The organism is Kitasatospora sp. NPDC001175, from assembly GCF_053598215.1.
Map to the genome: position 1 here is coordinate 47,865 of NZ_JBSFJU010000005.1, position 13,777 is coordinate 61,641.

10 protein-coding genes and 1 pseudogene are annotated in these 13,777 nt (G+C 70.4%); 9 read left to right on the forward strand and 2 right to left on the reverse strand.

What is annotated here, in order from left to right; all coding sequences use genetic code 11:
- Positions 1–115 precede the first annotated feature (115 nt).
- Positions 116–1,405, forward strand: a complete 1,290-nt coding sequence (clpX, locus tag ACWDAK_RS05580; RefSeq protein WP_344638442.1) for an ATP-dependent Clp protease ATP-binding subunit ClpX — start codon at positions 116–118, stop codon at positions 1,403–1,405.
- A 340-nt stretch (positions 1,406–1,745) separates the two neighbouring features.
- Here the strand turns inward: clpX and ACWDAK_RS05585 are convergent, their stop codons facing one another.
- On the reverse strand, positions 1,746–2,582 hold the full coding sequence (locus ACWDAK_RS05585) for a hypothetical protein (RefSeq protein WP_344638443.1): 837 nt from the start codon (positions 2,580–2,582) through the stop codon (positions 1,746–1,748).
- Between the two features lie 182 nt (positions 2,583–2,764).
- Here ACWDAK_RS05585 and ACWDAK_RS05590 point away from each other — a divergent pair, with 182 nt between their 5' ends.
- Entirely contained in the window at positions 2,765–5,401 is a 2,637-nt protein-coding gene (locus ACWDAK_RS05590; RefSeq protein ID WP_344638444.1) for a valine--tRNA ligase, read from the forward strand.
- 715 nt (positions 5,402–6,116) lie between these two features.
- On the forward strand, positions 6,117–6,674 hold the full coding sequence (locus ACWDAK_RS05595; RefSeq protein WP_344638445.1) for a hypothetical protein: 558 nt from the start codon (positions 6,117–6,119) through the stop codon (positions 6,672–6,674).
- 13 nt (positions 6,675–6,687) lie between these two features.
- Here the strand turns inward: ACWDAK_RS05595 and ACWDAK_RS05600 are convergent.
- Positions 6,688–7,388, reverse strand: a pseudogene (locus tag ACWDAK_RS05600) (glycosyl hydrolase family 18 protein); the annotation flags it as partial.
- Positions 7,389–8,147: 759 nt separating this feature from the next.
- Here ACWDAK_RS05600 and folC point away from each other — a divergent pair.
- The 6 genes from folC to mreD all read left to right on the forward strand — a co-directional run bounded on the left by folC (position 8,148) and on the right by mreD (position 13,773).
- A complete protein-coding gene (folC, locus tag ACWDAK_RS05605) occupies positions 8,148–9,545 on the forward strand; it encodes a bifunctional tetrahydrofolate synthase/dihydrofolate synthase (protein WP_425557739.1) in 1,398 nt (465 codons plus the stop codon).
- A 2-nt stretch (positions 9,546–9,547) separates the two neighbouring features.
- Positions 9,548–9,886: a DUF4233 domain-containing protein gene (locus tag ACWDAK_RS05610; protein ID WP_344638446.1), complete on the forward strand. Its 339-nt coding sequence runs from the start codon at positions 9,548–9,550 to the stop codon at positions 9,884–9,886.
- Positions 9,887–10,062: 176 nt separating this feature from the next.
- Positions 10,063–10,476: a nucleoside-diphosphate kinase gene (gene ndk / locus ACWDAK_RS05615; RefSeq protein WP_344638447.1), complete on the forward strand. Its 414-nt coding sequence runs from the start codon at positions 10,063–10,065 to the stop codon at positions 10,474–10,476.
- Positions 10,477–10,958: 482 nt separating this feature from the next.
- Positions 10,959–11,984, forward strand: a complete 1,026-nt coding sequence (locus ACWDAK_RS05620; RefSeq protein ID WP_344638518.1) for a rod shape-determining protein — start codon at positions 10,959–10,961, stop codon at positions 11,982–11,984.
- Between the two features lie 94 nt (positions 11,985–12,078).
- Complete coding sequence (gene mreC, locus ACWDAK_RS05625) at positions 12,079–13,131, forward strand: rod shape-determining protein MreC (RefSeq protein ID WP_344638448.1); 1,053 nt, start codon at positions 12,079–12,081, stop codon at positions 13,129–13,131.
- A 3-nt stretch (positions 13,132–13,134) separates the two neighbouring features.
- The gene (mreD, locus tag ACWDAK_RS05630) at positions 13,135–13,773 is read left to right on the forward strand and encodes a rod shape-determining protein MreD (protein WP_344638449.1); all 639 of its coding nucleotides are present in this window, start codon (positions 13,135–13,137) and stop codon (positions 13,771–13,773) included.
- The last annotated feature ends 4 nt before the right edge of the window (positions 13,774–13,777 follow it).

A 13,777-nucleotide genomic window follows, 5' to 3' on the forward strand; every position in this document is an offset into this window, starting at 1 on the left:
TTCACCGGCTCAGCAGAGTACCGTCGGATACCGAGACCGGACGCCGACGGCGCAGCCGGTCCACAGCACCAGGCCCCGGACCCCCGCGGGGCCCCTGGCGAAGGGGAAGCACCTCGTGGCACGCATCGGAGACGGTGGCGACCTGCTCAAGTGCTCGTTCTGCGGCAAGTCGCAGAAGCAGGTGAAGAAGCTGATCGCCGGGCCAGGCGTGTACATCTGCGACGAGTGCATCGACCTGTGTAACGAGATCATCGAGGAGGAGCTCGCGGAGAGCTCCGAGGTGCGGTTCGAGGAGCTCCCGAAGCCGCGCGAGATCTACGAGTTCCTCGACCAGTACGTGGTCGGCCAGGACCTGGCGAAGAAGGCGCTGTCCGTCGCGGTCTACAACCACTACAAGCGGGTCCAGGCGGGCGAGGCCGGCCGCAGCGGCGGCAACGGCCGTGAGGACGCGATCGAGCTGGCCAAGTCCAACATCCTGCTGCTCGGTCCGACCGGCTCCGGCAAGACGCTGCTGGCACAGACCCTGGCCCGGATGCTGAACGTGCCGTTCGCGATCGCCGACGCCACCGCGCTCACCGAGGCCGGCTACGTCGGCGAGGACGTCGAGAACATCCTGCTGAAGCTGATCCAGGCGGCCGACTACGACGTCAAGAAGGCCGAGACCGGGATCATCTACATCGACGAGATCGACAAGGTCGCCCGCAAGAGCGAGAACCCGTCGATCACCCGCGACGTCTCCGGCGAGGGCGTGCAGCAGGCGCTGCTGAAGATCCTGGAGGGCACCACCGCCTCGGTGCCCCCGCAGGGCGGCCGCAAGCACCCGCACCAGGAGTTCATCCAGATCGACACCACCAACGTGCTGTTCATCGTGGGCGGTGCGTTCGCCGGTCTGGAGCGGATCATCGAGGGCCGGGCGGGTGCCAAGGGCATCGGCTTCGGTGCCAACATCCGCTCCAAGCGGGAGCTGGACGCAAGCGACCACTTCCGCCAGGTGATGCCGGAGGACCTGGTGAAGTTCGGGATGATCCCCGAGTTCATCGGCCGCCTGCCGGTGATCACCAGCGTGCACAACCTGGACCGCGAGGCGCTGCTGCAGATCCTCACCGAGCCGAAGAACGCGCTGGTCAAGCAGTACCGCAAGCTCTTCGAACTGGACGGCGTGGAGCTGGAGTTCACCCGGGACGCGCTGGAGGCCATCGCCGACCAGGCGATCCTGCGGGGTACCGGTGCCCGCGGACTTCGGGCGATCATGGAGGAGGTGCTGATGTCCGTGATGTACGAGGTGCCCTCGCGCCAGGACGTCGCCCGCGTGGTCGTGACCGGTGACGTGGTCTCCAAGCACGCCATCCCGACTCTGGTCCCGCGCGACATGATCAAGCGCGAGCGCCGCGACAAGAGCGCCTGAGACACCGCGAAGGGGCCCCGCCGAGCGATCGGCGGGGCCCCTTCGCGCTGCCCGAACTACTTCTTGACCTCGGCGAGTTGACGTAGCTCCCGGGTGTCGGCGGCGAGCCTGCCCAGGTCCGTCTGTGGCCCGTCGTCGAACTCCGTCACGGTGACCAGGCAGCTGCCGTCGGCCCAGACGCAGAAGGCCTCTCCGGAGCCGGAGTTGCGATGGGTGCAGTCCAGCCGGGGGCGCCAGGCAGGGGCGGAGCGTCGGACGGCGGCGCGGCGAACGGATTGCGCTCGGACACGCGGAGGTCGCCTTCGGGGTCGGTGGGACGGGTGGCCGGCCGTGGGAACCGCTACTTGGCGACGAGGGCCGCGTCGCGGATGGCGCGGGTCCGGTCAGCCGCCTCGGAGGGCGAGAGCGCCTGCACCTTGCCGGTCAGCGACATGTGGGTGAAGGTGACCGAGCCCAGGGTCGAGTGGTCGGCCCAGACGCATACCGGTGTCTCCAGGGCACCGCGGCTCATCACACCGCAGGAGAGCTTGCCACCCGAGTCCTTGCTCTCCTTGGCGTCCACCTCGGCCAGCGGCGTCTTCCAGGTCATCGAGGTGTTGGAGGTCAGCTGGCTGCTGGCCCCGTTCAGGGCCGCACCCGGGTCCGGGATCTTGCCCCAGCTGCCACCGACGGTGACCAGGTCGGTGCTGGACCCCGCCTTGTTGTACATGGCGAGCATGGCGCCGTCGACCGAGGTGAAGCCCGGAGGCATCTTGGACGGGTCGGCCGGCGCGTCAGTGGTGTTCTTCTGGACGTAGCCGCCGTCCAGGCTGGCCGGCGCGGAGAGCTTGTACTGGCCCTCGGTGGAGCCGCCCCCGCCGGTGAGACCGCCCCCGCCGTTCTTGCCGCCCATCAGCGCGTACGCGCCGAGACCGCCGCCGACCAGCACCACCGCGCCGATCACCAGGCCGACGATCAGGCCGGTGCTGCTCTTCTGCTGCGGGGCCGGCTGCTGGTAGCCGATCGGCGGCTGCGGTGCGCCGTACGGCTGCTGCCCGTACTGCGGCGGCTGGGGCGCCCCGTACTGCGGCGGCTGCGGCGCGCCGTACTGCGGTGCCGGCGGCTGGCCGTACTGCGGCGGCTGCCCGTAAGGTTGCTGCGGCTGGCCCTGCGGATACTGCTGCCCTTGGCCGTACATCGGCTTCGCTCTCCCCCACCGCGTCCGCGGCCTGTGTTGTGGCGTGTGTTCGTCGTCCCGGTACTCGTACAAATGGGTGCACGAGTACCGGGCACGGTACCGTACCGGAGTGTCAGCCTGTCGGAGTGGCTCGCCAGCAATGCGTTAGTAGGGCACCTCCCGCCGTACGTAAACTGTGTGTCGTGACCGACACGACGAACCAGCGCCCCGACGCCATTCCCGGGGACAACGCAGCCACCCTCCCGACGACCTATGCTCCGGCCGAGGTAGAGGGCGAGCTGTACGAGCGCTGGGTGGACCGCGGTTACTTCACCGCCGACGCGAAGAGCGACAAGCCCGCGTACACCATCGTCATCCCGCCGCCGAACGTCACCGGTTCGCTGCACCTGGGCCACGCCTTCCAGCACACGCTGATGGACGCGCTGACCCGCCGTAAGCGGATGCAGGGTTACGAGACGCTCTGGCTGCCCGGTATGGACCACGCCGGTATCGCCACCCAGAACAAGGTGGAGCAGCAGCTCGCCGAGTCCAACCTCTCCCGCCACGACCTCGGCCGTGAGGCCTTCGTCGAGAAGGTCTGGCAGTGGAAGGAGGAGTACGGCGGCAAGATCCTCGGCCAGATGCGCCGGCTCGGCGACGGTGTCGACTGGTCCCGTGAGCGCTTCACCATGGACGAGGGCCTCTCCAAGGCCGTCCAGACGATCTTCAAGCGGCTGTTCGACGACGGCCTGATCTACCGCGCCGAGCGCATCATCAACTGGTGCCCGCGCTGCCTCACCGCGCTCTCCGACATCGAGGTCGAGCACGAGGAGGTCCCCGGCGAGCTGGTCTCCATCCGCTACGGGGAGGGCGAGGACTCGATCGTCGTCGCCACCACCCGGGCCGAGACCATGCTGGGCGACACCGCCGTGGCCGTCCACCCCGACGACGAGCGGTACCAGCACCTGATCGGCCGCACCATCAAGCTGCCGCTGACGGACCGTGAGATCCCGGTCGTCGCCGACGAGCACGTCGACCCGGAGTTCGGCACCGGCGCCGTCAAGGTGACCCCGGCGCACGACCCGAACGACTTCGCCATCGGCCAGCGCCACAACCTGCCGTCCCTGACGGTGATGGACGAGCACGGTCTGATCACCGTCCACGGCCCCTTCCTCGGCCTGGACCGCCTGGAGGCCCGCTCCGCCGTCGTCGGCGCCCTGCGCGAGCAGGGGCGCATCGTCGCCGAGAAGCGCCCCTACATGCACGCGGTCGGCCACTGCTCGCGCTGCAATACCGTGGTCGAGCCGCGGCTGTCCCTGCAGTGGTGGGTCAACGTCGAGCCGCTGGCCCGCGAGGCGGCCGCCGCCGTCCGCGACGGCCGGGTGCAGATCCACCCCAAGGAGCTGGAGGGCCGCTACTTCTCCTGGGTCGACAACATGCACGACTGGTGCATCTCGCGCCAGCTGTGGTGGGGCCACCGGATCCCGGTCTGGTACGGGCCGGACGGCGAGGTGGTCTGCGTCGGCCCGAACGAGGAGCCGCCGAGCGGCGAGGGCTGGCACCAGGACCAGGACGTCCTGGACACCTGGTTCTCCAGCGGCCTGTGGCCGTTCTCCACGCTGGGCTGGCCCGAGCAGACCCCGGACCTGGAGAAGTTCTACGCCACCGACGTCCTGCTCACCGGCCACGACATCATCTTCTTCTGGGTCGCCCGGATGATGATGTTCGGCCTGTACGCGATGGACGGTCAGGCGCCGTTCCACACCATCGCGCTCACCGGCCTGGTCCGCGACGAGCGCGGCAAGAAGATGTCCAAGTCCTTCGGCAACGTGGTCGACCCGCTGGACTGGATGGATGCCTACGGTGCCGACGCCGTCCGGTTCACCCTGGCGCGTGGTGCCAACCCGGGCGCCGACGTGCCGATCGGCGAGGACTGGGTCCAGGGCTCGCGGAACTTCTGCAACAAGATCTGGAACGCCACCCGATTCGCGCTGATGAACGGCGCAACGGTCGCCGGCGAGCTGCCGCCCGCCGAGCAGCTGACGGCCGCCGACCGGTGGATCCTGTCGCGTCTGAACGCGACCGTCGCCGAGGTGGACGCGCTCTACGACGACTACCAGTTCGCCAAGCTCAGCGACACCCTGTTCCACTTCGCCTGGGACGAGGTGTTCGACTGGTACGTCGAGCTCTCCAAGACCACCCTGGCCAAGGGCGGCCCGCAGGCCGACGCCTCGCGCCGGGTCCTCGGCGAGGTCCTGGACGTCACGCTGCGGCTGCTCCACCCGATCGTCCCGTTCGTCACCGACACCCTGTGGACCACGCTCACCGGCGCCGAGTCCCTGGTGGTCACCGAGTGGCCGAAGGACAGCGGTTTCCGCGACGCGGACGCCGAGGCGGAGATCGCCACGCTGCAGCAGGTGGTCACCGAGGTCCGCCGGTTCCGCTCGGACCAGGGCCTCAAGCCCGGTCAGCGCGTCCCGGCCCAGCTGGAGCTGGCCGGTACCGTCCTGGTCGCGCACGAGGACGCGATCCGCTCGCTGCTGCGCCTGACCGCGCCGGAGGAGGGCTTCCACGCCACCGCCTCGCTGCCGGTCGCCGGTGCCACCGTCGCCCTCGACCTCTCCGGCACCATCGACGTCGCGGCCGAGCGCAAGCGCCTGGCCAAGGACCTCGCAGCGGCCGAGAAGGAGAAGGCGCAGACCTCCGGCAAGCTCGGCAACGAGGCCTTCCTGGCCAAGGCCCCGGACGACGTGGTCGCCAAGATCCGTGCCCGCCAGGTCGCCGCCGAGGCCGACATCGCCCGGATCACCGCCCAGTTGGCCGCGCTGCCGCAGGGCTGATCCGCCACCCGGCACCCGTCGAGGGCCGCACCACCCGCCGAAGCGGCGGGCGGTGCGGCCCTCGGTGCTTACCCGGCAGGTGAGTTGACGACAGGGGGGGACTAAAGCCCCCGGCGCTTAAGGCATTTGATCCCGGGACGTCATTCGGCAGCGCCGGCAGAGTTCCTGATAACCCGTTCGGTCGAATTCCTCACGTGCCCATGCCCCGAAGCCGGATGTCCGGATGAGCGCGAGGAGACGGAAACGGCGGAACGGGTGGCCGCCAATGACGAGTGTGCGGCGCGGACAGGGATCGGGCATTGGCATCGACCTCGGAACGGCCGGCATGCCGCTCCACCTGCGCGGCAAGGGGATTGTGCTCAATGAGCCTCCGTCACCGCGATGGACCGGACCGGTGAAGCGCTCGGCGTCGGCGTGGCGGCGAAGACGGCACCAGGCCGGGCGTGGTGGTCTGTGTGTTGGACGGTGTCGCCGGGTCCGGGCGGCGGGCTGTCGTGGAGGGGCGCGCAGCGCCGGAGCGAGGAGCCGATGGCGGCGGCGATCCGCCTCTGAACTGCCGTGTAATTGGCCCCGATACCCAGCTCATTCCCGGGTATTGCGGCCGCTCGGAAGTCTTGTTGTCCCCGGCTTGTTCCTCCGTGCCTGTTACCTGAGCGAGTTCACCGAATTTTGCAGGTGCACTGTGTACGGTGAGCAGAAGTCCAGGGAGTTCGTGTTGCGACTGACGGGAGGGCACGGCGTGGTGGTGACCGAGGAGTTGGCCGACGAGCTGTCCGCGGAGGAGGTCGAGGTGGCCAAGTCCCGCGTGGCGACCCTGTTGCTCGCCTTCCGGCACGGCAATCAGCTCGCATTCGACCACGAACTCGACTGCCTTCTGGACGACGGGGCCGAACGCGAGGTGACCACGCTGCTGGTGTGGATCGCCGCCGAGGCGGTCCGCAAGGCGTACGCGCCCCAGGTGGGCGACCGGGTGCTGCGGGCACTGGTCCGGCGGGCGCCGGCGGACACCGGGGCGGTCGCGGTGGACGAGGACGCCGTGGGTGCGGCCCGGTTGATCGAGGCGGTCGGCTCGAGCGATGTCGCGGCGGTGCGGGCGCTGGTGGCGTCCACGGCCGATACCACCTACCTGCTGGGCGGACTGCTGCAGGCGGTGGCGATGATGCTGCCGCTGCTGCCGCCGGGGGAGGTCGAGCAGGTCGTGGCCGATCTGCGGGCGCGGCACGGCGACCGGACCGGCCGGGCCTCCGGCGCTCCGGAGGCCCGGCGGTACTGACCGGGAGCCGGCGCTACGGCATGGTGTGCAGGTGGCTGCCGACGGAGCCGGCGATCTGTCCGCCGTTGCTCGCATCCCAGTTGGTGGACCAGGTCATCGCACCGCCGATCCCCGGCCAGGTCTGCCCCGGCTTGAAGGAGCCGCAGCCGGTACCGGAGGCGAGGCAGTCCAGCGCGGCGCTCACCGTGCTCGAACTGGCGTAACCGCCGCCGGCCGCGCTGGTCGAGGCGGGGACGCCGAGTCCGACCTGGCTCGGTGCGAGGCCGCCGCGCAGCTGGAAGCAGGCGAGGGCGGTGAGGAAGTCCTCGGTGCCCTGCGAGTAGACGTTTCCGTCGCAGCCGTTCATCGAACCCGAGTTGTAGTACTACATGTTGACGATGGTGAGGATGTCCTTCACATCGAGCGCCAACTTGAAGTACTCCGTGCCGGTGGACTGCATGTCGATGGTCTGCGGCGCCACGGTGAGGATGAACCCGCCGCCCGCCCTGCTCGCCAGCGAGTGCAGCGCCTGGCTCAGGTAGGCGGCGTTGACACCGTTCTCCAGGTCGATGTCGATCCCGTCGAAGCCGTAGTTCTGCATCAGGGCGTACGCGCTGCTCGCGAAGTTGGCGGCGGCGGTCGGATCGGCGACCGAGACGGTGCCGTTCTGACCGCCGACGGAGAGGACACCCGCTTGCCGGCCCGGTGCTTGGCGGCGATGTCGGCCTTGAACTGGGCGTCGTCACTCGTCGTCGGGGCCGCCAGGAGGGCCCAATCACCCGAGTGTGCCTGGTTGTTGGTCGCCTGACCGGAGTTCGCGGTGCAGCTCCAGCTGGCGAGACCGTTCTCGAAGCCGCCATTGGCGATCAGGTCGACATCGGCGGCCCTGGCGCCCGGGGCGGCGAGCAGCAGGCCGACCAGGGCGAGCGCGGCCGCGACCAGCGCGGCCAAGGCGCCGGTGGCGGGGCGGACATGACGGGGTCTTGCGCGCATGCCATCTCCAGTGGGGGATGTAGATGGGTGCGGTGCAGGGGCAAGTCCCCTCCTTTGAACGGGACTTGACTCACAAGGTGGAGTAGGCCAATTCCGCTGTCAAGACCGGTGGCCGGGGGTGTGCGCCAGGACATGGGGCCCGTGTCCGGGAAGGCTTCCGCGCTCGACCGGGACGCGGTGCGGCGGTCGCGCCCAGCGCCCTGTGGCCGGTCGGTGTGCCGCCGCACCTACCGCCCGCCGCCGGTGGCCCACCCCCGTTGCCCGGGCTCGTCCCACGGGTGCCCTGAAGGACCACGCGCGGCGCCGGCCCCCGATCCCCGGACCGCCCGTCGACCGCCCGGTGGGCCTCGGGCCTCCCGGCGGAAAGCGACATCAGGTGATGAATCCGCGCTGAACGATCATTTCCGTGCCGCCGCGGCGGAGCGCAGGCACCCGCCCGTCACGGCCTGCCCGGCCGTATCCCGCTCCGACGCCCGCCCCGTCGCTCCGTAGACTGAGGGCGTGAGTGACAAGGCCGAGCAGAACCCGTACACGATGCGCCCCACCAGCAGTGACCCCGCCGACCCGGCGGCCGGACTGCACGAGGTGGAGGTCGAGCTGGCCAAGCGCTGGCCGGAGAACAAGCTGGAGCCCTCGCTCGACCGGATCGAGGCGCTGATGGATATCCTCGGCCAGCCGCAGCGCTCCTACCCCTCGATCCACATCACCGGCACCAACGGCAAGACCTCCACCGCCCGGATGGTCGAGCAGCTGCTCACCACCTTCGACCTGCGTACCGGCCGCTACACCAGCCCGCACGTGGAGTCCGTCACCGAGCGGATCAGCCTGGACGGCGAACCGATCGCCGTCGAGAAGTTCGTCGAGACCTACCGCGACATCGAGCCCTACGTGCAGATGGTGGACTCCCAGCAGCCGGTGGCGATGTCCTTCTTCGAGGTGCTGACCGGCATGGCCTACGCGGCCTTCGCGGACGCCCCGGTGGACGTGGCCATCGTCGAGGTCGGCATGGGCGGCTCCTGGGACGCCACCAACGTGATCGACGCCGCCGTTTCGGTGATCACTCCGATCGGCCTGGACCACACCGACAAGCTGGGCGAGACCACTGGCGAGATCGCGGTCGAGAAGTCCGGGATCATCAAGCAGGGCGCGCTCGCCGTGGTCGCCCAGCAGCCGCTGGACGCCGCCGAGACCATCCTGCGGCGCGCCGTCGAGGTGGATGCCACGGTGGCCCGCGAGGGCATGGAGTTCGGCGTGATCCACCGTGAGGTCGCCGTCGGCGGGCAGATGGTGACGCTGCGCGGTCTCGGCGGCTACGAGTACGAGGAGATCTTCCTGCCGCTGCACGGCGCCTACCAGGCGCACAACGCGGCCCTGGCGCTGGCGGCCGTCGAGGCGTTCTTCGGTGTCGGTGGTGCGGGCGGCGGCAACCTGAACCCGGACAAGGTGCGCGATGCCTTCGCCGGGGTCCGCTCGCCGGGCCGGCTGGAGATCGTCCGCCGCAGCCCCACCGTGATCCTGGACGCGGCGCACAACCCGCACGGCGCCGAGGCGACCGTCGCCGCGCTCGGTGAGTCCTTCGGCTTCACCAAGCTGGTCGGCGTGATCGCCACCAGCGGCGACAAGGACGTCTCCGGCCTGCTGGAGGTCTTCGAGCCGATCCTGGCCGAGGTGGTCATCACCCAGAACTCCACCCACCGCGCGATGCCGGTGGACGACCTGGCCGCGCTGGCCGTGGAGATCTTCGGCGAGGAACGGGTCCAGGTCGAGCCCCGGCTGGACGACGCCATCGAGGCGGCCGTCACCCTGGCCGAGGAGGAGGACCTCGGCGGCGCCGGAGTCCTGGTCACCGGTTCGGTCATCACGGTGGGCGAGGCCCGCCTGCTGCTCGGGAGGAAGTAGTCATGCGGACCCTGTGCTCCTCGACCCTGATCGGCGAAGCGCTCCTGCTGCTCTTCGCCGGACTGGTCGCCATGCAGCTCAGCCACGTCTCCACCGCCACCATCTGGACCGTCACCGGTATCGCGATGCTGCTGTGCGTCGCGCTCTGCGGTGCGGTCACCCGCCCCGGCGCGGTCGCCGTCGGGTGGGCGCTCCAGATCGGCCTGATCGCCAGCGGTTTCGTCCTGCCGACCATGTTCGGCCTGGGCGCGGTCTTCGCCGGCCTGTGGTGGTGCTCGGTGCACTACGGCCGGAGGATCGACCAGATCAAGGCCGCGCGCGAGGCCGCGGCGGCTGCCTGAGGCTCGTTCCGGCTCCGCCTCCGCGACGCCGGCTCGTGATCTGCGGGCCTCGCCGACCGGGGCGGAGCCGGCTCCGCGTCCAGGGGGGCCGGGGGCGCATCGCCGCTGCTCACCCAAGGTAATCTTCGGGTGAGGCCGTATACACCACGCCCCACCGATTCCCCTGGAGCCGCACCGTGTCCCAGCGCACTCTCGTCCTGCTGAAGCCCGATGCCGTCAAGCGCGGCCTGGCCGGCGAGATCATCAGCCGTATCGAGCGCAAGGCGGGCTGGCAGCTCGCTGCCGTCGAGCTGCGCACCTTCGACCGGGCGACGCTGGAACTGCACTACGCGGAGCACGTCGGCCGCCCGTTCTACGAGCCGCTGCTGGAGTTCATGACCTCGGGCCCGTCGATCGCCATGATCATCGAGGGCGAGAACGTGATCCCGGGCATCCGCGTGCTGGCCGGTGCGACCGACCCGCTGCAGGCGGGCCCCGGCACCATCCGCGGTGACTTCGCGACCATCACCCGCGAGAACCTGATCCACGCCTCCGACTCCCCGGAGTCCGCGGAGCGCGAGATCAAGATCTTCTTCCCCGCGCACGCCTGATCGAGGTCCGGGAGGGACCTGGTCGGGCCGGGTACCGCCACTCGGCCACCACCTCCGGGCGCCCTTGCCCGCCGTGCCGGCCGACGGCCGTGCCGCAGGCGGCGGCGACCCTCACTCCGGCATGCTCCGTGCTGGAGCGTCCAGGGCCGTCCGCCCCCTTCGGCGTCGGCTCGTCCGCAGGCTCGGGCGAGGTCTGGCCCGACCAGGTGACTCTCAACTTTTCATCCTCAAATAACGGAACTCCCGACCTCGACACGGCGTCCCAATCCAGGAAGAAGCCATCGAGTCCCCCGAGAATGGGCGGCGAACCTCACTCGCCGCTCGTGCTGACCGGCGTGGCTACGATGGACACAACTCATGGGCCCGGTACGGCTGCTCAGCTGAAGTCCGCCCCTTTGCCGTGGGCGAGCGTCACCACCGGCCTGCTCCCCGCCATCTGACTCCGAGTTCGGGAAGGCACTGCACACCCCATGGCCAACAATCTGTCGTTCATCGGCCGTGACATGGCGATCGACCTTGGTACTGCCAACACGCTGGTGTACGTCAGGGGCAAGGGGATCGTCCTCAACGAGCCTTCCGTGGTGGCGGTCAACACCAATACCGGCGGCATCCTGGCGGTCGGTTCCGAGGCGAAGAAGATGATCGGCCGGACCCCCGGCAACATCGTCGCCATCCGCCCGCTCAAGGACGGTGTGATCGCCGACTTCGAGATCACCGAGCGGATGCTCCGCTACTTCATCCTGAAGATCCACCGCCGTCGGTACCTGGCCCGCCCCCGGGTCGTGGTCTGCGTGCCCTCCGGCATCACCGGGGTCGAGCGCCGCGCCGTGATCGAGGCCAGCTCCCAGGCCGGCGCGCGCCAGGTGCACATCATCGAGGAGCCGATGGCGGCGGCGATCGGCGCGGGCCTGCCGGTCCACGAGCCCACCGGCAACATGGTGGTGGACATCGGCGGCGGCACCACCGAGGTCGCGGTGATCTCGCTCGGCGGGATCGTCACCGCCCAGTCCCTCCGGGTGGCCGGCGACGAGCTGGACAACGCGATCGTCCAGCACATCAAGAAGGAGTACAGCCTGCTGCTCGGTGAGCGCAGCGCCGAGCAGATCAAGATGAGCATCGGCTCCGCCTTCGCGCTGGAGGGCGAGAAGGACGAGCACGCCGAGATCCGCGGCCGCGACCTGGTCAGTGGCCTGCCGAAGACCGTGGTGATCTCCGCGGCCGAGGTCCGCGAGGCCATCGACGAGCCGGTGAACTCCATCATCGACGCCGTCAAGACCACCCTCGACCAGTGCCCGCCCGAGCTGGCCGGTGACGTGATGGACCGCGGCATCGTTCTCACCGGCGGCGGCGCCCTGCTGCGCGGCCTGGACGAGCGGCTGCGCCGTGAGACCGGCATGCCGGTCCACATCGCGGAGAACCCGCTGGACTCCGTCGCACTCGGCTCAGGCAAGTGCGTCGAGGAGTTCGAGGCGCTCCAGCAGGTGCTGGACGCGCAGCCGCGCCGCTGACCCGTCCGAAACTGACAGTCTTTCAACTGAACGGCCCTCGCCCGCGCCGCACGGCACGGGCGAGGTCAGGAACTGAAGGGGCAGCTCCACCACCGTGAGGGACACCCGAGAGAGCCGGCTACTGCTCGTCGTGCTGGTAGCCGTCGCCTTCGCGCTGATCACCGTGGACATCAGGGGCGGTGAGAGCTCCCCACTGAACGGTGCCCGGCGGGCCGCCGCCGACGCCCTCGGGCCGGTCGAGCGGGCCGCCTCCGGCCTCGTCGACCCGGTCGCGGGCACCGTCCGGGCGATCCGCGACGCCGGCACCCACCAGCAGCGGCTCGACCAGATCACCCGCGAGAACACCGACCTGCGCCAGCGTCTGGCCTCCTCCGACACCGCCGCGGGCCGCACCAAGCAGCTCGACGACATGCTCCGCACCGCCGGAGCCGGCGGCTACACCATCAAGGCCGCCCAGGTGATCGCCATCGGCGCCGCCCAGGGCTTCTCCTGGACCATCACCATCGACGCGGGCAGCAACGACGGCCTCGCCCGCGACATGACGGTGATCAACGGCCAGGGCCTGGTCGGCCGGCTCACCACCGTCGGCCCGACCACCTCCACCGTGCTGCTCGCCTCCGACCCCGGCTTCACCGCCGGCACCCGGCTGGAGGGCAGCAACGAGATCGGCTTCGCCAACGGCCAGGGCACCGGCCCGATGCGGGTCTCGCTGCTGAACGGCCGCGCCCAGGTAAAGGCGGGCGACCGGCTGGTCACCTTCGGCTCGCAGAGCGGCCGCCCGTTCGTCCCCGGCGTGCCGGTCGGCCAGGTGGTCGAGGTGGAGGCGACGCCCGGGCAGCTCACCAAGACCATCCTGGTCCAGCCGTACGTCCAGTTCACCCGGCTCGACCTGGTCGGCATCGTGGTGGTCCCGCCGCGCACCGACCCGCGCGACGCCGTACTGCCGCCGTCCCCGGCCCCGACCCCGTCGGTCGCCCCCGGTACCCAGCCGGTCGTCCCCGTCACCCCCGACGCTCCCGGCGCCCCCGTGGCCCCCGGCGCGTCAGTACCGTCCGCCGCGGCCGGTGCCACCGGAGCGAGCACCGTCCCCAGCGCGGCCGCAGCCGGCTCCGCCGCGGCGAAGCCCAGTCCCTCAGGGGGGAACTGACCCATGCGTCCTGGCCGCATCCTGCTTGCCGCCGTTCTGCTGCTGCTCGGCCTGGTGATCCAGGTCAGCATCCTCGGCCGACTCCAACTCCCGGGCGCCACACCGGACCTGCTGCTGCTGATGGTGGTCGGCCTGGCTCTGGTGTACGGGCCGGCGGGCGGCTGCCTGGTCGGCTTCGCCGCCGGCCTGCTCGCCGACGTCGCGCCGCCCTCCGACCACGCCATGGGCCGCTACGCCCTGGTGCTCTGCCTGATGGGCTACGCCGCCGGCCTGCTCCGCCCCGAGGGCGGCCGCCAGCGCTCGGCGGTCAGCGCGCTGTTCGTGGTGGCCGGCGCCGCCGTGCTCTCCACCCTCCTGTACGCCGTGGTCGGCGCGCTGGTCGGCGACACCGCCGCCCGCCATGTCGGCCTCACCGGCCTGGTGTTCAGCGCGCTGCTGTACGACCTGCTGCTGGCCCCCTTCGTGGTGCCGGCCGTGATGCTGCTGGCCCGCCGCGTCGACGGTGAGCGCCCGGCGATGGAGTCCGAGGACGGCAACCGCTCCGGTCTGGGCAGCCTGGCCCGCTACAAGACCACCCGGGAGGCCTCACCGCTGCCCGCCTACAAGAAGAAGCGCCTGCCCGGCCTCGCCAAGCGCCCGTGAGGGG